This is a genomic window from Rhodomicrobium vannielii ATCC 17100, from assembly GCF_000166055.1.
Taxonomy (GTDB): Bacteria; Pseudomonadota; Alphaproteobacteria; order Rhizobiales; family Rhodomicrobiaceae; genus Rhodomicrobium; species Rhodomicrobium vannielii.
The window spans coordinates 1,867,136-1,885,715 of the sequence record NC_014664.1; the positions used below are offsets into that span (position 1 = coordinate 1,867,136).

Consider the following 18,580-nt stretch of genomic DNA (forward strand, 5'->3'; position numbering starts at 1 on the left):
GTTTCGCTAACGGCGAACGATATGGAGACGATCCAAGGGGCGCGGAGGTTTGCATGGAACGGAATGTGGGCGGGAAACTGCTGATTAGCGCGGTGCTGGCGCTAACGGCGCTGGCGGGCGGTGCTGCTCGCGCCGACGATATCGGCTGCATCAGCACGGCATTCCGCCTCATCGGCAAGAACGACAAGGTGTGCGTCAGCGCGTTCGACGACCCGAAAGTGCCCGGCGTGGCCTGCCATATCGCGCAGGCGAAGACCGGCGGCCTCGGCGGCACGATCGGACTCGCGGAAGATCCGAGCCGCTTCTCCATCGCGTGTCGTCAGGTCGGCCCGATCACGGTCGATATCGGCAAGCTCGGCGAGAACGAGGAAGTCTATTCCGACCGCACCTCCATCTTTTTCAAGAAGACGCACGTTTACCGGACCGTAGACAAGAAGCGGAACACGCTTGTTTATGTGGCCATCAGCGACAAGCTGATCGAGGGATCGCCTCAGAACTCGATTTCCACGGTGCCGGTCATGCCTTGGGCGGCGCGATAGATCGGCCGAAATCGGGCTCGATTTGCGCAGTGAGGAAAGGTCCCCGCGTGGGCTAGGCGCTGCCGGGCGGGCGATGCTCGTCTTTGTTATTCTGCGGAACGAGCAGGCGTTCGAGCCGCTTGCCGAGCGCGAGGATCAGCGCGACCAGCACGGCGGCGGTGACGACAATTGGCCATGCGCCGAGCCCGCACGCCATCCCGATGCATGCGGTGAACCAGATGGCGGCGGCGGTGGTAAGCCCCCGAACCTTGTCGCCAGAATCGCGGCGAAGGATCACGCCCGCCCCAAGAAAGCCGATGCCGGTGAGCACGCCCTGAATAACCCGGCTCGATGCATCCGCCTGAACGCCGGAGGGATGCTCGCTCAAAAGCACCGCCAGCGCCGAGCCGAGCGCCACGATGGAGAGCGTGCGGACGCCGGTCGGCTTGCCGCGCGCTTCACGGTCGAGGCCGATGGCCGCACCCACCGCAGCGGCAGCGGTGAGGCGCAGGACGGCATCGGGCCAATCAATCATGCGAACCTCCACGGGAGCGGCTGGAAAAAGACAGTGCTCGCGCCACGACTGCGGGCGGGACGGCAAAACGCGGTCCCGCAAAGAGTTCCGTACCCGGAGTCGAATTGCCGCGCATGAGACGGCCGGCGATTGCACTCCGCCTGACGAAACGAGGCATTCGGAACGCGAGAAGGACGGCAGAGCATCGCGCCGCGTAAAGCCGAGTTTGCGCCCAGCGTGAGACATTGACGGCTTGCCGCCCAAGCGCGAAGCCCCTCAAGGCGTTCGCGTCTCTCGTTCGATCGGCTCGCCACGCTGTCGAGGTGCGACCGCGAAGGCGTCGTAGAGCCGAACGGCCGCCGCCGCCGCTTCCGCACGCCCGCCAGGAACGACTCGTCGGGCTTGAAAACGCCGCTGTAGCCCGGATCGAGAAGGGCAACGAGCCGCAGCACCGCCGCGCGATCCTCCGCGCACAGACCTTTCAGCACGTAGCTCACGCCCGCGATCTCGCGCCGCTGCCTCTCGCCGAACGGCACGCGGCCGCCCGATGGCGGCGAGCGCACCTCCGATCTGAGGTAATTGACCGCACCGGCATTTGAGAGCGGCGATGCAGGACGATAGCCGTTCTAGCGCTTGCGCCTCGCGGTCGGAGAGCGCGCGGTCCAGCACGGTCAAGCGGCGGCGAAGGGAGCGGATGCGCACGGCTTCCGGCTTTCCCGCCGCGTCTTCGAGGATCGCAAGCCGCATTTCGTGCGGGGTCAGGATCGGCCGGGCCCGGTGGCGTGCGACGACGGGGGCGCCGGGCGGTGTCAGCACATCGCGCGTGAACGCGGTATGCTGGCGACGCCAGGGCGACGGGCCGTCGGAAAGGTCGCGGCGGCTTTTCGCTTCTGTCATGCGCCCCTCGGTTCTTCCTGACGCTGGAAAGCCAGCTGCCAATGTTTCTTGCAGTACGAGCGGCCGGGTTCGGCCTTGCATCCGCAGAACGAAAAATCCGGCTCCGCGGGATCGCCAAGCGGCCAGCGGCACGCGCCGTCGGGCAGATGCTCCAGCGCCGCAGCTCCGTAAATCGCGGAGGGGCCTGCGACCGAGCGCCGGACGATGAGACCGCCGTCTTGCGGCTCGTCCCGCCGGGCATGTTCGCGCAACACGCGCAGGCTGATGCCATTGCGGCGAAGGAGAGAGCGCAGCGCCTTTGGATTGACGCCGAGAGTTCTCGCGATATCGCTTGTCCTGAGTGTCGCGAGGGCTGCAATGATTTCGGTCAGGTCGCCCGTCGTCCAGCGCCGCCGTCCGTGGATCGGTTGGGGCGCAGGTTGCGACAAACGCGAGAGAGCAAGGGCAGGAAGGGCCTGGGAGGCGGCCTGCATCGCTCCAGCGCGTGGGAGGCGAAGCGGGGTAAGATTACACATCTGAGGGCACAAGAAAGAGTGAACGCTTCTGTGTGGAAACATACACAAAACGTGTAAAATTATCGTAAGTGCTAATCTGTTTTGGAATAAGAGCGGCGGTGCCCCTACCCTACGGAAGAGGCGCCTATGGAAAAAAGTTCATGTTGGAATTGATGTTAAGGGGAGCGGCAAGCCGCCGCCTGATCGCTATGCAAGCGTGTTGCATCACAAAGACCTGCGAATCAGATCAAACTCTTACGTTCCCTCACCATGTCACGTTCGGCAGACGTGTTACACAATACGTGTAGGTAGGCAAAGTTAGATGCGAGATTGGACCCCGGACGAACTCAAATCGATTGCGGATCGCCTTCGGCGAGCGCGCATCGATGCTGGGTATGACAAGGCAAGCGACGCGGTCCGCAAATTCGGCTGGGGCTATAGCCGCTACATGAATTATGAGAACGGCGAGCGTGCGGTTCCGCCGAAACAGGCCATCCTGTTTGCTGCCGCATTTGGCGTCACGGTCGATTATATATATTTCGGAAAAGGTTCTGTTTTAAATAAGGCTGAGGGGTGAAGGCGTTATCGTCTCCAACGATCCGGCACATACCCTTGCTAGCGCTCGATAACATGGATGAACTGAAACGTATCGCTGAAGGCTCCGAGCCCGTATCCTCCCTTGCCATGCCTGTCTTTGGCGAGGAGGGGTTGCCCGGCCGTTGCGTCTTCATCGACATCCGCGACAAGTCGATGTCGCACCCTTATGAACGTGTCTCCTTCGAGCCGGGCGACAAGGCGCTGATCGACCTCGATGCGAAGCCATCGCCGTCGGATTTTGTGCTGGCGCTCGTGCCCGAGGAGCAAACCGCCCTGTTTCGTCTCTATCGCGAGGTTGGGCGCGCGGAGGACGGCTCGATCATCATCGATCTCGTGCCCCTGAACCCCAACTTTCGCACGATCCGCATTTCCAGCATTTCGCCCGGCCAGATCATCGGGGTGTGCCGCAGCATCCATCGCGTTTTCGATCTCTCAACGCCGACGCAGCGGCCGCGCCTCGGGTGAGCGTGAGGATCTTCCGCCGCGACCCGTTCCGAGAACGGTGGGCAAAAGCCGAGCGGCGCGCTTGAAAAGCAGCGCCGGGCACTATATGGCGGAGTCCACTGCGGCAGGCGAGCACATGAACCACGACACCTATCCCGACACCTACATCGCGAGCATCCTTCACGATGCGAAGACTTTCGCCATGATCGGCGCGAGCGCGAACACCGTTCGCCCGAGTTTTTTCGTGCTGAAATATCTGCTCGCGAAAGGCTATCGGGTGTTCCCGATCAATCCGGGACACGCGGGCGGGGAAATCCTCGGTCAGAAAGTTTTCGCCAGCCTCGCCGATCTGAGCGAGCCGGTGGACGTGGTCGAAGTCTTCCGCAGTTCGGGCGCCGCGCAAGGCATCGTGGAAGAAACGATCGCGCTGAAAGACAAGCTTTCGATCAAGGTCATCTGGATGCAACTCGGCGTGCGCAATGACGAGGCCTCCCGGCTCGCAGAGAAGGAAGGGATCAAGGTCGTCATGAACCGCTGCCCGAAGATCGAATATGGCAGGCTGTCGGGCGAAATCGGCTGGGTGGGCGTCAATAACAACCGCATCTCAAGCCGGAAACCCCTCATCCTCGGCAAGGGCTACCAGCAGCTTTCCATCCGCCCCGACAAATCGTAAAACGGCTGCATGCCGTCTGACGCTTCCGATTCTGGCTTGACGCCGCTCGCGCTGAAACTTCGCCGCGACATTGCAGAGCGTGGGCCGATCCCGCTTCACGATTATATGGAAGCGTGCCTTTACGACCTCCAGCACGGCTATTACCGCAAGCGCGATCCGCTCGGACGCGGGGGAGACTTCATCACCGCGCCTGAAATCTCGCAGGTTTTCGGCGAGTTGATCGGCCTCTGGGCGGCGCAAGTCTGGATGCAGATGGGCCAGCCGCAATCGGTGTGCCTCGTCGAGCTTGGGCCGGGACGCGGTACGCTCATGGCGGATGCGCTTCGTGCCGCCCGCGTTATGCCCGGCTTCTTGCAGAGCATCGCGGTGCATCTCGTGGAAAGCTCCGAGGTGCTGCGCGAGGCGCAGAAGGCGACGCTCGCGGGCGTTCCCGTTCCGATCCAATGGCATGGCGACATGGGCGAAGTGCCGAGCGGCCCCGCCATCGTCATCGCGAACGAATTTTTCGACTGCCTGCCCGTTCGCCAGTTCGCATTCGACGGCGCGGCCGAGGTGTGGCGCGAGCGCGTTGTGGCTTTCGAGGATGGCGCTTTCCATCTCGCGACATCGGCCGACGTTGCGCAGCCGCCGCTGACAGCCGCCTCTTATGGTGAACCGCGCGACGGCGATATCCTCGAACACTGCCCCGGCGTCGGGCCGCTTCTCGCCAAATTCGCGGCGCGCGCGGGAGACGCTCCGCTTGCGGCGCTCGTCATCGATTACGGCTACGCGAAACCGGCCTTCGGTGAGACATTGCAGGCCGTGCGCCGTCACAAGTTCGCCGGGCTGTTCGACGCGCCGGGCGAGACAGACCTCACCGCGCATGTGGACTTCTCACGGCTCGCGCGGCTTGCGGAGGAAGCGAGCTTCGTCGTCTTCGGGCCAATGGCGATGGGCGAATGGCTTCTGCGTCTCGGCGTCGAGGCGCGCGCGAACCAGCTGCTTGCCAGCACTTCGGCGGAGGAGGCGCGCGCCATCGCGCAGAGCATCGCTCGGCTCGTCGATCCGGCGCAGATGGGGGCGCTTTTCAAGATCCTTTCATGGACGCGTGGCATATCGGAGCCACCGCCGCCTTTCGGCGAGCACGTTTAAGGAGGCAGACGGTGGCTGAGGCAGTGACATTCAAGGCGGCGGAGGGGCTTTCGGTCCCGAGCATCCGGCACGGCTTCTTTCTGCGCACGGGCGGCGTGTCCGAGGGCATCTATGCCTCGCTCAATTGCGGGCGCGGCTCCCGCGACCGGCGCGAGGCCGTCGATGAAAATCGGGCGCGTGTTGCCATGGTGCTCGGCGTCTCGCCCGCATCGCTGATCGGGCCTTATCAGATCCATTCGCCGAAAGCGGTGATCGCGCACGAGCCGTGGGAGCCGGGTGACGCACCGCAGGCCGACGCCGTCGTGACCGCAACGCCGGGGCTTGCGATGAGCGTGCTCACGGCCGATTGCGCGCCCGTTCTTCTGGCCGATGCGGAGGCAGGCGTCGTCGCCGCGGCGCATGCGGGCTGGAAGGGTGCGAAGGCGGGTGTGCTCGAAGCCGCCATCGAGGCCATGGAGAGCCTCGGCGCGAAGGCGTCGCGCATCTCAGCCGCAATCGGCCCCGCCATCTCGCAACGCGCGTATGAGGTCGGGCCGGAATTTCGCGCGGCGTTCACCGAAGGGGCACCGGAGAACGACAAGTATTTCTCGGATGCGTTCGGACCACGCCCGCATTTCAACTTATCCGCCTATGTGCTGGATAGACTTGTCTCGGCGGGAGTGAAATCGGCGGAAGACATCGGCGTCTGCACGCACGAAAACGAATCGATTCTCTTCAGTTACCGACGCACTTGCTTGCGCTCCCAACCGGATTACGGACGCCAAATTTCCGCCATTGTGGTCGGGTGATGTGGATAACTAGGGGGTCTATACCCGATATTAACGTGTTTTTGTGTCGCTTCGCCGCTTTGGACCGCGTGGTTCTGGACGCGTTTTGCGGCGGCGGCTAAATTTCCTTCGTTATAAAGATTCGGCGGAATTATAGGTGCCGGTATAGTCAAGTACCGCCGTTCCTGAAGCAAAAAAGCAAGGAGTGGAGAAAGTGACGCGCGAGAACAAACTGGCCGCGCCAAGCGCAGCTCGCCGTGCCGCGTCGCTCTTGACTGGGGGACTTATGCTTGCCGGCCTCGCCGGGTGCAGCGGTGATCTCTTTCAGAATAGCGACAACGCCAGCCTGACTCAGAAGGCCAAGCCTGCTGTCGCCCTGTCCGCTGGACAGGGTGTTCCGCAGACTTACGCAAGCAAGGTCGACGAGCAGCTTGCTGCCTCGATCAAGGCCAAAGGTATCGTCCTCGTCGATGCGAAGGACGCCCAATATATTTTGAAGCCGACTTATGCCGCGGCCACCGAAAAGAAGGGCACGAAGGTCGCGTATACGATCGACGTGACCGACAAGGCCGGCAACAAGGTTCGCACGATTTCCGGCGAAGAGGTCGTTTCGAACAAGCGCGGTGGCGACAACTGGAAGCATCTGAACGACGAAGGCATCCAGAAGGTTGCGCTCAAGTCCGCGACGGACGTTGCTCTGTGGGTTGAAAATCCGAACGCTCCGCAGGCGGCTCCTGCCGTTGCGGCTGCTCAGCCTGCGACGCCTGTGAAGGCGGCTGCGGCTCCGGCCCCGACGCCCGTAAAGGCGGCTGCGGCTCAGCCTGCCGCGCCGAAGGTCCGTCAGCCCGCTCCCGCCGCCGAGCCTTCGCTGGCTTCGGCCGTTGCCGCTCCGGCACCGCGTGCGCATGCTTCGGCCAATCCGGCTGAAGTGGTTGCCGTGGTTTCCGGCGTGACCGGTGCTCCGGGCGATGGCAAGACCTCGCTGACCGAAGCCATGAAGCGGGCGCTCAATCGCCAAGGCATCAAGCTTTTGTCATCGGCGACACCTGGCTCCTACAAGATCCAGGGTCAGGTCGAAATGGGCGCGGCCCAGAACGGCCAGCAGCCGATCACGATCCGCTGGGTGGTGGTCGATCCGACCGGCAAGCAGCTTGAGAAGACCGTTGTCCAGAACAACAAGATCAACGCGGGCATGCTCGATGGCGCGTGGGGCGAGATCGCGGATCAGGCGGCCGGTGCCGCTGCGGCCGAGGTCACGAAGCTGCTCAGCAAGTCGCCCACCGGTCAGGCTCAGGCTGGCAACGGCACCTCGGGCTAATCCCGAAGTCATTATAACTCAACCTGTGGGTGGCCACGACGCGCTCACAGGTTTACAGATGACGAGCGCGCTGATACAAGCGCGCTCGTTGTTGTTTGTGCACAACTCTCGTCATCCAATGGACAATCCCGCATCATGAAGCTGGTCGCTGGCAATAGCAATCGGCCCCTGGCTAACGCCATCGCCGCTTATCTGAAAACACCGCTGACGGAATGCCTCGTGCGCCGCTTCTCGGACATGGAAATCTTTGTCGAGGTGCGTGAAAACGTCCGCGGCGAAGACATCTTCGTGATCCAGTCGACGTCCTACCCGGCGAACGACAATCTCATGGAGCTGCTGATCCTCACCGATGCGCTGAGGCGCGCGTCGGCGCGACGCATCACGGCGGTCATCCCGTATTTCGGCTACGCCCGGCAGGACCGCAAGACGCTGCCCCGCACCCCGATTTCGGCGAAGCTCGTGGCGAACCTCATCACGCATGCGGGCGCCGACCGCGTGCTGACGGTCGATCTCCACGCGGGCCAGATCCAGGGCTTTTTCGACATCCCGACCGACAACCTCTATGCCGCACCGGTCATGGTGCGCGACATCACCAAGCGCTACACCGACGGTAACATCACCGTTGTCTCGCCGGACGTTGGCGGCGTGGTTCGTGCACGTAGCCTCGCAAGTCGCATCGATGCGCCGCTCGCCATCATCGACAAGCGCCGCGACCGTCCGGGTGAATCCGAGGTCATGAACGTGATCGGCAACGTGACCGGCCGCCACTGCATCCTCATCGACGACATCATCGACTCCGGCGGCACCCTGTGTAATGCCGCGCATGCGCTGATCGAGAAGGGTGCCTGCTCCGTCGCAGCCTACGCCACACACGGCGTGTTTTCCGGTGGCGCGGTGGCCCGCATACAGGCGTCGAAGATCGACACGCTCGTCATCACGGATACCATCGTGCCGACCGAGGCCGTCCGCGTTGCGAGCAACATCGAGGTGCTGTCTTTGTCCGCGCTGATCGGCGAGGCGATCCTTCGCACGTCCGGCGAGGAGTCGGTTTCCAGTCTGTTCGATTAGCGGGCGCGGGGCGTCAAGCCCCGACCAATTTTTGCAGGCGATTAGCTGCTATCGTTCCAAGCGATGCACCTCGATTTCAAAGGTGCGCGCGACGAAAAGGCCGTGCGCACTCGATATGAATGACGGTTGAACGAACGAAGCAGCTTATTGTCTTTCGTTGAACTTGCCCTTATAGAGAGGGTTTGAGACATCCCTGAGTGCAGAACGTCCGCGTGCTTGATCGCCGCAATGACGCGCTCATCCAACAAAACAGAGACAAAAATGGCTGAGGTTATCGAACTCAAGGCGCAAGCGCGCGAAGGCACCGGCAAGCTCGCGAACCGCGCGCTTCGGGCAAAGAAGCTCGTTCCGGGCATCGTCTACGGCGGCGAAAAGGGCCCGGCGAATGTCGCGCTCGAATATCGGCACGTCTGGCAGCACTATCAGACCGGCCACTTCCTCTCGACGGTCTATCTGCTCGACATCGACGGCAAGAAAGAGCGCGTGATCCCGCGCGACGTGCAGGTCGATCCGGTGCGCGATTTTCCGATCCATGTGGATTTCCTGCGCGTCTCGAAGTCCTCGCGCATCGAAGTCGAAATCCCGGTGCACTTCGTCAATGAAGAAGCCTCGCCCGGCCTGAAGCGCGGCGGCGCTCTCAATATCGTGCGCCATGCGGTCGAACTGTCGTGCCCGGCTGATTCAATCCCTGAGTTCATTACGGTCGACCTTACCGGCTACGACATCGGCGACAGCATTCACATCTCGGCCGTGAAGCTTCCGGCCGGCATCACGCCCACCATCACCGACCGCGATTTTACTGTCGCGACGATCGCGGGTGCGGCTGCGCAGATCTCGGAAGAGGCGGCTGAAGCTGCCGCGGCCGAAAAGAGCGAGTAGCATCCTCCCATACCAGTTCGGCGTTCATCATCGATAAATTGTGAGAGATTTCATCATGAAGCTGATCGTCGGATTGGGTAATCCGGGTGAGAAATACGCGGGAAACCGTCATAACATCGGGTTTATGGCGGTGGACGAGATGGCGCGGGGCTACGGCTTCGCGCCATGGAAGAAGCGATTTCAGGGTTTCGTCGCCGAAGGGCAGATCGGCCTTCAGCGCTGCATCCTCCTGAAGCCCGCCACCTATATGAACGAGAGCGGTCGCGCGGTCGGCGAAGCCATGCGCTTCTACAAGATCGCTATCGGTGACGTAATCGTCATCCATGATGAGATCGACCTTGAGCCCGGCAAGATCCGCTTGAAGACTGGCGGTGGCAATGCCGGGCATAACGGCCTTAAGTCCATCACGGCGCATGTCGGCAACGATTATCGCCGCGTCCGGCTCGGCGTCGGCCATCCCGGCGACAAGGCGCTCGTCGCCAATTACGTTCTCCATGATTTCGCGAAAGCCGATAACGAATGGCTCGTGCCGGTCCTTGAAGGCGTGGCGCGCGGCATGTCGAACCTCGTGGATGGGAAAGAGGCCAGTTTTTTGAGCGAAGCCGCCCGGGGACGGAAGCCTCTCCCGAAGGCGGCGGAAGCGCTCGGCTCCGCTGAAACGGCGCCGGAGCGTGTCGAAGAGCCGTCTATCGAGGTTCCGCTGGCGACTGGCGCAGCGGCGGTCGCAGCGAGCGCTGTTTTTGAGGCAGTAGCCGAAGCGCCTGCGCCCACCGAGGGCGAAGCCGCTTTTGCTTCGGTCGAAGACGCCATCGCATCGCTTGGGATTGAAACGCCAAGCGTTGCGGAAGCACCTGCCGAGACTGAGGTGGAAGCAACGTCGCTCGCGTCGGTAAGCGAAGCGGTGCCCGAGCCGGAAGCCGAGGCCCCCGCCGCTGAAACTGTCGCGGTGGAAGAGATCGCGGCCGACCCGGTGGCCGAAACTCTCGCCGTCGAAACTCCCGCGCATGAAGAGATCGCTTCCGAACTGGACGCGACTGAACCTGAGGCGGCGGCCGAAGAGGTTGCCTCCGAGCCGCTAGAGGATGATCCCGAAGCCGAAGCGCTGGCCGCCATCGTGGCTGCCGCAACGAAGCCCATCGAGCCAATGCCCCTTCCCCCGATCACGGTTTCGGCCGGGCGCGACGGAAGCGGCGGCGCCGTTTCCTCCGCAGTCATGTTGCCGCACCCGGAAGCCGAGGGGGCCTCGGAAACCGTTTTCGATCTGGAACGCGAAGTGCCGCCGCAACGCGTGCCCCGCGATCAGGAGATCCTTGCCGCGAGGGAAGCGCTTACCGAGGTGGCGACTCCGAAACAAGCCGAACCCGAGGCGACGCCCATTGCTACGAGCGGCGACGAAGAAGCCATCGCGGAAGCGACAGGCGAGGAGGAAGCTGTCTCGGATGAGGCGGCTGTCACGGAGTGGCCTGATGGACAGGTCGAGCCGGACCTCGCCCAAGCAGAACCCCAACCGGACTACTTGGCAGCGCCCGAAACGGAAGACGCTCCGCTCGCGACGATGGGGGAGGACAGTCCCGCCGAAGCGGATATCGCGCCGGTTCTGGATGACACGTTCGTCGAAACCGCTGTTGGCGAGGCGGAAACCGCCGACGTCAGCATCGAGAGCGAAGCCGCAGAAACGCCGATCGTGCAGGAGGCCTTTGTGGCCGCCGAGTCGATCGCGTTCGAGCGTGCAGAAACTTCGGTGGAACAGGAAGACGAGCGCGCAATCGAGCCAGAGCCAGCCGCAGAGCCGGTTCAGTCTGGAACGCCGGACCCCGAACCTGCGCCATCGCCTGAGCCGATCATCGATCCAGTTCCCGCGCCGGAGCCGCAGCCGATTCCCGAGCCTGAACCCGTGGGCGATCCAGACCCTGCGCCTGACCCAGCGCCCGTTCCCGATCCGGCCCCGGTCCACGAACCAGAGCCCGAGCCGCTTCCGGAGCAGGCGCGCGAGCCTGAACCGGTGGCGACGTCCGCTGTCGTGGAACCCGCGCGAGAGCTGGAGTTTGCAGGCGCCGCCGCCGCAGTGATCGACCGGCCGAGCGCTGTGGAACAACCGTCCGCGCCGACTTCTGAAAGCCAGCCTGCTAAAGCGCCTGTTGCGAAAAAGAAGGGCGGCGGTTTCTTCGGCTGGTTCCGCCGTCGTAAGGATTCGTAATCGTGAAGCCGTATCGGCGGGTCAAAGTTCGCCCGCCGTCTGGACTTCGGTGGCGCATGACCTTATAGCAACCGCAGGCTGCCACGGCGGCCGTGCGCGATGGTTCCGCGATGCCATCGTGCGAACGTTTTCGGCGGCGGTCAAAATGCGCCGATGAGTTCGGGCGTGAGTGTCGCCATCTGGGATTGGGATCGAGGGCGTGCGTTGTGGTGTCGTTTGGGCGTCATCACGCTCCATCTCACTGATTTGACGCGCTTTCTTCAAGCGAATATTTGCTCGAAGACGCTCTTAGACCGGATCAGATCAGGTTGAGCAACCTCATCGTTTGCATCCGTCTCTGATCCAGGGGAAGAGCACGGTTTGATCTGATTGCGATGCAATCGATTGGCCCGGGTTCAGGCATAGATAAGCATCGACAGGACGTTTCATGGGTTTCAAGTGCGGTATCGTCGGCCTGCCAAACGTGGGTAAGTCCACGCTTTTCAATGCCTTGACGCAGACGGCGGCAGCGCAGGCCGCAAACTATCCCTTCTGCACGATCGAGCCGAATGTCGGCGAAGTCTCCGTGCCCGACGAGCGCCTTCAGAAGATTGCCGCCGCCGCGAAATCCGCCGCGATCATCCCCACGCGCCTCACCTTCGTGGACATCGCAGGCCTCGTGCGCGGCGCGTCTAAGGGCGAAGGTCTCGGCAATAAGTTCCTCGCCAACATCCGCGAATGCGACGCCATCGCCTATGTGCTCCGCTGCTTCGTAGACGACGATGTGACGCATGTCGAAGGCCGCGTCGATCCACTGGCCGACGCGGACACGATCGAGACGGAACTGATGCTCGCCGATCTCGAAAGCCTGGAGCGCCGCCGCCCTGCGCTCGAAAAGAAGGCCAAGGGCGCAGACAAGGAAGCGAAAACCGCGATTCAGTTGATCGATATCGCCCTCAAATATGTCGCGGAGGGTAAACCCGCACGCCTCGCGCTGGCAGAAATTCCCGAGGCCGATCACCGCGCCTTCCGCAATCTCCAGCTTCTCACGGCGAAGCCCGCGCTTTACGTCTGCAATGTGGACGAGGCGAGCGCGGGGACTGGCAACGAATATTCGAAAATAGTGGAGGATCGCTTCAAGCCCGAAGGCGCGGAAGTGGTCATCATCTCGGCCAAGATCGAATCCGAACTTGCGCAGCTCGACGAGGAGGAGCGCACGCTCTATCTGGCCGATCTTGGCCTGACCGAGCCGGGCCTCAACCGCCTGATTTCAGCGGGTTACCACCTTCTCGACCTGATCACCTATTTCACCGCTGGCCCGAAAGAAACACGCGCCTGGACGATCACCAAGGGCACGGCTGCACCCGCTGCCGCTGGCGTGATCCACTCCGATTTCGAGAAGGGCTTCATCCGCGCCGAGACGATCGCCTATAGTGATTTTGTTTCGCTCGGCGGCGAAACGGGGGCCAAGGAGGCCGGTAAATTCCGCCTCGAAGGGAAGGAATACGTCGTCAACGACGGCGACGTGTTGCATTTCCGCTTCGCAAATTAGGTGTTTGATCCCGGCATTTGATGGTGCATTATTCTCCCTCGGCTGGAAGGATGCGCTATGGGACAAATTCTTCATGGGAGCGCCACAACGACTGAGGCGGTCCGTCGAGCGATACAGCATAGTCAAGAGAGCTTGAGGGCCCTGGCCAAGCGCTACGGCATCAACACGAAGACGGTCTCGAAATGGAAGAAGCGCTCATCCGTCGCCGATGTGCCGACTGGACCGAAAGAGCCGAAATCCACGGTTCTGTCGGTCGAGGAAGAGGCGATAATCGTCGCCTTCCGCAAGCATACGCTCTTGCCGCTCGACGATTGCCTCTATGCGCTACAGGCGACGATACCGCATCTGACTCGCTCGTCGCTGCATCGCTGTCTTCAACGCCACGGTATTTCTCGGCTGCCGGACGTCGAAGGCGACAAGCCCGCCAGGAAGAAGTTCAAGTCCTATCCGATCGGCTATTTTCATGTCGACATAGCCGAAGTGCAGACGGCCGAAGGCAAGCTCTATCTCTACGTCGCCATTGACCGCACGAGCAAATTCGCCTTCGTGCAACTCGTCAAAAAGACCGGCAGGACGTCCGCTTCAGCCTTCCTCGTCGCCCTGATAGAGGCAGTTCCCTACAAGATTCACACGGTGCTCACCGACAACGGCATCCAGTTCACGTTTCCGCCGCGTTATGCCGATGGACCAACGGCCAGATACATGACGCACATGTTCGACATGCGATGCAGCGAGAACGGCATTGAGCACCGCCTCACCAAGGTCAAGCATCCCTGGACAAACGGCCAGGTCGAGCGAATGAACCGGACGATCAAGGAGGCGACGGTCAAACGCTATCACTACGACCGTCACGAGCAGCTCGAAACCCACCTATCGGACTTCATCAACGCCTATAACTTTGCTCGCCGACTAAAGACCCTCAAAGGCCTCACGCCTTATGAGTTCATCTGTAAATGCTGGACGAATGAGCCGGAAAGATTCAAGATCGATCCAATCCATCAAATGCCGGGACTGAACAATTAGGCCGTACACTCATAAAATGAGTGGCGTTTGATAACGAACACTGATTCAAGGCTTTCGGTTAAAAGGGAGGCCTTGATGACGCGCCGACGTTACGAACTGACGGACCTTGAGTGATCGATCCTGAAGCCGCTGCTGCCGAACAAGCCGCGAGGCGTGCCTCGCGTAACGACCGGCGGGTGCTGAACAGCATCCTCTGGCGGTTCCGCACTAGCCCTAGGCGGAAATTCCGGAGCGTTCTCGAGGCAGGCTTACGAGCAAGATCCACGCGCTTGTCGACGCCGAAGCCGCGATCGGCTTTGCGCTGACAGGCGGCCGGGTGCCCGTTATCGAAAAAGCCTTCTCGAAACTCAGGCCCTTTTGCGGGCGAAAGCCGAACGCTCTGATGTACGACCTTATGCGAAGCCTCGGCTCGTTCCGAAGCCCCCCGTTTATCCCATAAACATCACGTCTGTAGTGGACTGGTTCAGCCGCAAGGTGTAACTGCGCGCCCTGATCGGTGTTGAAGATCTCCGGCTTGCCGAAGCGGGCCAGAGCGTCCTCAACCGCCCCGCCGAGATGCAGAAGGCGATGTCCATCGTGATCGCGAGTTCACCGGCTTGCTGATTGGCGCCGACATCAGGATGCCAGCGCGTCAGAGCTACCACCAGTCGACGGCCCCGTCAGGACGAACGCCATTCCTAGGCAAACGCCTGTTGCTTAGAACTACCTTGGATGAGGTAGACGCGGTCTCACCTTGTTTGTCGCCACCGCCCCAACGGCTTGCAGGCGCAATCAACTTCCGTTGTTCTGGACGACTCTTCTTCCCCAGCGGCCAATAACGACTAATATGGGCCATGCGCCTCGTGTCATTGCTGCGCTGACTATCGGCATCAGATAGTTAGTTGGGCCTGAGTTTGATGTTCGACTGCCAAGCCAGCGGAAAATCGCGAACAGATTTGAAACCAATTGCAGGTTACTGTGCGTCCGATTTCAGAAACAATATCTGGGGCAAGCGGCCCTTCCGGGCGGACAGGCGAATATCCGGAAAAAAGGCAAGTGGCGGGCAAGCGAGGAATGTGATGACAACAGGTAATACGTTCAAAACGATAGCATTCGACGACGGCAGCTATGCAGTGGCCTCCGTCGACGCTGGCGATCCGAGGAAATTTGAAGTGGTAGCAACCTTCTTCGACATCGATCGTGCGCGCGACTATGCCGCAAAGGAAAGCAACAAGCCTTCGACCAAGTCCCCGGCGCGCGCCGAAGCGAGGACGGAGCCGAGGCGGTCTTCCGCCAATCAGGACGCACCCGCCAGCGCGGTCAGTCCGGCGAGCGACGCGACCTCAGATCTGAGCGAGCGCCAGGCTGCGGTTTTGAAGACGCTCCGCAGTCGCAGGAATGAAAACAACGAGGTCGAAATGCGGGCGGCTTCCCTTGCCAGCGCGGCCAAGATCCCCCTCGGATCGCTACATTCAGTTCTTCAGTCGCTCGAAAAGAAGAACTTCATCAAGACGGCCCGCGCTGGTTCAGCCAAGGCGCCCGCCATCTATGAAGTTTTGGAAGGCTGATTTCCGCAGGGAAATCAATCCTGGAAAAGAAAGCAATCCCGAGGGCAAATCAAAGCTGGAAAGATGTCTTTCCTGGCTTATTACAGGATTGCCTCTTCGGGACTTCGAATCTTTCTTTCTCCCACTTAAGCATGGATTCGCGTGCAATCACGTCGAGCATGATATTGTCGATGCGCTTCTGACGAATGCGTTCAGCTTCGTCGGAATCTTCCGCTGCGATGTATTTAGTCCAAAAAACGGATAGGCGTTCCCTCACCTTCAGAAAAGACATCATCAACTCCCGCCAAACATGCTTTAGGTTGAGGACAAGCAAAGCTACGCGCTCTGATTAATTAATATGCACCAGAGAACCGCATCGGAAACTCATATGCAATATATCTTTTTGCATATCCACCCTTAGCGAATCTTAAAACGCGTTTGTGATTTCGACTCACGTATCGCTTTCCTCGCCACGCTTGAGTTTGCTGCCGCGCTGCGGCGCTTTTCGCTGGCGATGATCTCTTTGCAGCCGCACCATTCGCTTTCTTCTCCGGTAGCGGCTCTGCCTTCCCGACGAGTTCCTTTGGAGGAAGGTAGCTGTCGCGTTCTTCCTCGGCATGGGCAGGAAACTGGGCAAAACAACTGAGCACTGCCGACAGCATGGCAGCTTTCAGACGAACGAAACGCATGACACCTCACAGCCGCAATGCGAAGACAGCCCCAAGCAAAGGGAGCGACTCACTTGGCCATGTTACGGATTTCTGACGCTTCGGCGCGTCAAATCCACGGCGGCGGTTAGTTTTGAATCAAGACGTATGAAGCAATTCGTCGGATGTCTTGAGCTGTGCCCTGCGCGCCGTCGCGCCCGCGGTTCTCGGCGAGGTGAACGGTGGCAGTTTTCGAGCAAACAAGGAGCCGCCTTGCCCTACCCCCACAATGCAGCAGGCAGTCCGTCAATGACGCTGCCCTCGAAAGCAAGGCCGGGGTCGCGGTCGCGCGCCAGCAGCAGCGGACCGTCGAGATCGACATAGTCCGCGCCGTTGGCGAGAAGCAGCGCGGGTGCCATCGCGAGCGACGTGCCGACCATGCAGCCGACCATGATCGACAGTCCGCGCGCGAGCGCCTCGCGCTTGAGTTCCAGCGCGGCGGTCAGGCCGCCCGTCTTGTCGAGCTTGATGTTGATCGCCTGATAGCGCGCCGCGATCTGGTCGAGGTCTGCGGCGGTGTGGATGCTTTCGTCGGCGCAGAAGCGGATGAGGCCGCGCTCTTCCTCCGCGACATCGGCGAGACGCGCGTCGGCTCCGGCGGGGAGCGGCTGCTCCACGAGCGCGACGCCGGCGGCGCGGCATGCCGCCAGATTTTCCGCGAACACAGCGTCGTCCCATGCCTCGTTGGCGTCGGCGATGAGCGTCGCGTTGGGCGCACCGCGACGCACTGCGGCGATGCGTTCCGCGTCGCCAGCGCCGCCGAGCTTTACCTTGAGGATCGGCCGATGGCTTGCAGCGCGCGCGGCGGCCTCCATCGAAGCGGGATCGCCGAGGCTAAGTGTATAGGCGGTGGTGGCTGGTTGAGGCGCGGCGATACCCGCAAGCTCCCACGCGCGCTTGCCCGCAAGCTTTGCTTCCAGATCCCAAAGCGCGCAGTCGAGCGCGTTACGCGCCGCACCTCCCGGCAGCAGCGTCAGGAGATCGGCCCGCGTCGCCCCGCCCGCTATCGCTTCGGCGAGGCTTTCGATTTTCGCGGCCACCCCTTCGACGGTTTCGCCGTAGCGCGGATAAGGCACGCATTCACCGCGCCCACGCGCGCCGCCTTCCTCGACGGTCGCGACCACCACACGCGCTTCGGTGCGACTGCCCCGCGAGATCGTGAACGCCCCCGCTATGGGCCAGCTTTCGATGGCGACAGAGAGCTTGCGCATCGCACTAGCCCGCCTTCACCGCACCGCGCGTCAGCGGAAAATCTGCCGCGATGCGCTCCACGATAGAGCCGACGCCGAAGCGGATCGGGTCCGCAGCAGGGAGGAAATGCTCATCCTGAAGCCGCTTCAGATAGTCGGTCGCGGCTTTCTCGTCGAGCGCCTGCGTGTTCACGGAAATACCGATAGGCCGGATGCTCGGATTGGTGAGCGCGCCGAGGCGCACGGTCATGTCGATCACTTCGCGGATCGATGGCAGCGGGTGCGCGACGTTGCGCATCGTCTTGCGCGTCGGCTCATGACAGACGACGAACGCATCGGCCTGCGCGCCGTGCAAAAGCCCCAGCGACACACCCGCGAAAGACGGATGGAACAGCGAACCCTGCCCTTCGATCAGATCCCAATGGCTGATATCGGCGGCGGGCGAAATCCATTCCACTGCCCCGGAAATGAAATCGGCGACCACCGCATCGATTGCGACGCCGCGCCCCGAAATGAAGACGCCCGTCTGCCCCGTCGCCTTGAAATCGGCGTCGAAGCCTCGCGCGCGCATCTCCTTTTCAAGCGCCAGTGCGGCGTATTTCTTGCCCACCGAGCAATCGGTGCCAACGGTGAGAAGCCGCATGCCCGAGCGCTTCGTGCCCTTGCCGACGGCGAATTTCTGGTCGGAATGGCGCACATCGAACAGTTCGCGGCCGCATTCGCGCGCGGTTTCCGCAATCGCCGGGATGGACGACAGCCGCACATGCAGCCCGCTCGCCACGTCGAGCCCCGCCGCGAGCGCCTGCTGAATGACGCCGATCCAGTGCTCGGGCAGCACGCCGCCCGCGTTCACCACGCCGACGATCAGCGTCTTCGCGCCCGCATCGGCGGCCTGCTGAACCGTCATGTCGGGCAGGCCGGTATCGGCCTCGCAACCCGGAAGGCGGAGTTGGCCGAGACACCAGTCGCGCCGCCAGTCCACGATGCCTTGCGCGGTCTTGGCCGAGAGCTGATCGGGAACGTCGCCGAGAAAAAGGAGATAGGGATGGCGAATGAGCATGGAGCGCCCCTGAGAAATTGATGCGGGATCATAGTCTTTAGCACGA

General features: G+C 61.8%; 18 protein-coding genes and 2 pseudogenes. 14 read left to right on the plus strand and 6 right to left on the minus strand.

Going from position 1 to position 18,580, the window contains the following annotated elements; translation table 11 throughout:
- Positions 1-53 precede the first annotated feature (53 nt).
- Entirely contained in the window at positions 54-539 is a 486-nt protein-coding gene (locus RVAN_RS08575) for a CreA family protein (RefSeq protein WP_013419349.1), read from the plus strand.
- A gap of 52 nt (positions 540-591) precedes the next feature.
- Here RVAN_RS08575 and RVAN_RS08580 read toward each other — a convergent pair whose 3' ends face one another.
- The 3 genes from RVAN_RS08580 to RVAN_RS08595 form a co-directional block, all read right to left on the minus strand.
- The gene (locus RVAN_RS08580; RefSeq protein WP_013419350.1) at positions 592-1,053 is read right to left on the minus strand and encodes an MgtC/SapB family protein; all 462 of its coding nucleotides are present in this window, start codon (positions 1,051-1,053) and stop codon (positions 592-594) included.
- Positions 1,054-1,308: 255 nt separating this feature from the next.
- Positions 1,309-1,929 carry a hypothetical protein gene (locus tag RVAN_RS20120; protein WP_155942396.1) on the minus strand — a complete coding sequence of 207 codons (621 nt, stop codon included), beginning with the start codon at positions 1,927-1,929 and terminating at the stop codon, positions 1,309-1,311.
- Complete coding sequence (locus tag RVAN_RS08595) at positions 1,926-2,402, minus strand: GcrA cell cycle regulator (RefSeq protein ID WP_013419351.1); 477 nt, start codon at positions 2,400-2,402, stop codon at positions 1,926-1,928. Before RVAN_RS08595 ends, RVAN_RS20120 begins: the two co-directional genes overlap by 4 nt.
- A gap of 343 nt (positions 2,403-2,745) precedes the next feature.
- Between RVAN_RS08595 and RVAN_RS08600 the strand changes: the two genes are divergently transcribed.
- The 13 genes and pseudogenes from RVAN_RS08600 to RVAN_RS08655 all read left to right on the plus strand — a co-directional run bounded on the left by RVAN_RS08600 (position 2,746) and on the right by RVAN_RS08655 (position 15,598).
- A complete protein-coding gene (locus RVAN_RS08600) occupies positions 2,746-3,000 on the plus strand; it encodes a helix-turn-helix domain-containing protein (RefSeq protein ID WP_013419352.1) in 255 nt (84 codons plus the stop codon).
- Between the two features lie 53 nt (positions 3,001-3,053).
- Positions 3,054-3,485 (plus strand): LexA family protein, encoded by a 432-nt coding sequence (locus RVAN_RS18905; RefSeq protein ID WP_049779293.1) that lies wholly within the window; start codon positions 3,054-3,056, stop codon positions 3,483-3,485.
- A gap of 115 nt (positions 3,486-3,600) precedes the next feature.
- Positions 3,601-4,137, plus strand: coding sequence for a CoA-binding protein (locus RVAN_RS08610; RefSeq protein ID WP_013419354.1), 537 nt, complete (start codon positions 3,601-3,603; stop codon positions 4,135-4,137).
- A 9-nt stretch (positions 4,138-4,146) separates the two neighbouring features.
- Complete coding sequence (locus RVAN_RS08615; RefSeq protein WP_013419355.1) at positions 4,147-5,268, plus strand: class I SAM-dependent methyltransferase; 1,122 nt, start codon at positions 4,147-4,149, stop codon at positions 5,266-5,268.
- An 11-nt stretch (positions 5,269-5,279) separates the two neighbouring features.
- The gene (gene pgeF, locus RVAN_RS08620) at positions 5,280-6,056 is read left to right on the plus strand and encodes a peptidoglycan editing factor PgeF (protein ID WP_013419356.1); all 777 of its coding nucleotides are present in this window, start codon (positions 5,280-5,282) and stop codon (positions 6,054-6,056) included.
- A 265-nt stretch (positions 6,057-6,321) separates the two neighbouring features.
- A complete protein-coding gene (locus RVAN_RS08625) occupies positions 6,322-7,353 on the plus strand; it encodes a hypothetical protein (RefSeq protein ID WP_041787381.1) in 1,032 nt (343 codons plus the stop codon).
- 135 nt (positions 7,354-7,488) lie between these two features.
- Positions 7,489-8,421 carry a ribose-phosphate pyrophosphokinase gene (locus RVAN_RS08630; RefSeq protein ID WP_013419358.1) on the plus strand — a complete coding sequence of 311 codons (933 nt, stop codon included), beginning with the start codon at positions 7,489-7,491 and terminating at the stop codon, positions 8,419-8,421.
- A 261-nt stretch (positions 8,422-8,682) separates the two neighbouring features.
- On the plus strand, positions 8,683-9,300 hold the full coding sequence (locus RVAN_RS08635) for a 50S ribosomal protein L25/general stress protein Ctc (RefSeq protein ID WP_013419359.1): 618 nt from the start codon (positions 8,683-8,685) through the stop codon (positions 9,298-9,300).
- A gap of 55 nt (positions 9,301-9,355) precedes the next feature.
- Positions 9,356-9,892, plus strand: a pseudogene (pth, locus tag RVAN_RS20815) (aminoacyl-tRNA hydrolase); the annotation flags it as partial.
- 2,032 nt (positions 9,893-11,924) lie between these two features.
- Entirely contained in the window at positions 11,925-13,028 is a 1,104-nt protein-coding gene (gene ychF / locus RVAN_RS08645) for a redox-regulated ATPase YchF (protein ID WP_013419361.1), read from the plus strand.
- Positions 13,029-13,085: 57 nt separating this feature from the next.
- On the plus strand, positions 13,086-14,051 hold the full coding sequence (locus tag RVAN_RS08650) for an IS481 family transposase (RefSeq protein ID WP_013419362.1): 966 nt from the start codon (positions 13,086-13,088) through the stop codon (positions 14,049-14,051).
- A 117-nt stretch (positions 14,052-14,168) separates the two neighbouring features.
- Positions 14,169-14,370 (plus strand): annotated as a pseudogene (locus RVAN_RS21145) (IS5/IS1182 family transposase); the annotation flags it as partial.
- Between the two features lie 562 nt (positions 14,371-14,932).
- Positions 14,933-15,598 (plus strand): hypothetical protein, encoded by a 666-nt coding sequence (locus tag RVAN_RS08655; protein WP_155942397.1) that lies wholly within the window; start codon positions 14,933-14,935, stop codon positions 15,596-15,598.
- Between the two features lie 49 nt (positions 15,599-15,647).
- Here the strand turns inward: RVAN_RS08655 and RVAN_RS08660 are convergent, their stop codons facing one another.
- The 3 genes from RVAN_RS08660 to dgcN form a co-directional block, all read right to left on the minus strand.
- The gene (locus RVAN_RS08660; protein WP_041787382.1) at positions 15,648-15,872 is read right to left on the minus strand and encodes a hypothetical protein; all 225 of its coding nucleotides are present in this window, start codon (positions 15,870-15,872) and stop codon (positions 15,648-15,650) included.
- A 630-nt stretch (positions 15,873-16,502) separates the two neighbouring features.
- Positions 16,503-17,495 carry an N-acetyl-D-Glu racemase DgcA gene (dgcA, locus tag RVAN_RS08665; RefSeq protein WP_013419365.1) on the minus strand — a complete coding sequence of 331 codons (993 nt, stop codon included), beginning with the start codon at positions 17,493-17,495 and terminating at the stop codon, positions 16,503-16,505.
- Positions 17,496-17,499: 4 nt separating this feature from the next.
- Positions 17,500-18,534: an N-acetyltransferase DgcN gene (dgcN, locus tag RVAN_RS08670; RefSeq protein WP_013419366.1), complete on the minus strand. Its 1,035-nt coding sequence runs from the start codon at positions 18,532-18,534 to the stop codon at positions 17,500-17,502.
- Positions 18,535-18,580: the final 46 nt, after the last annotated feature.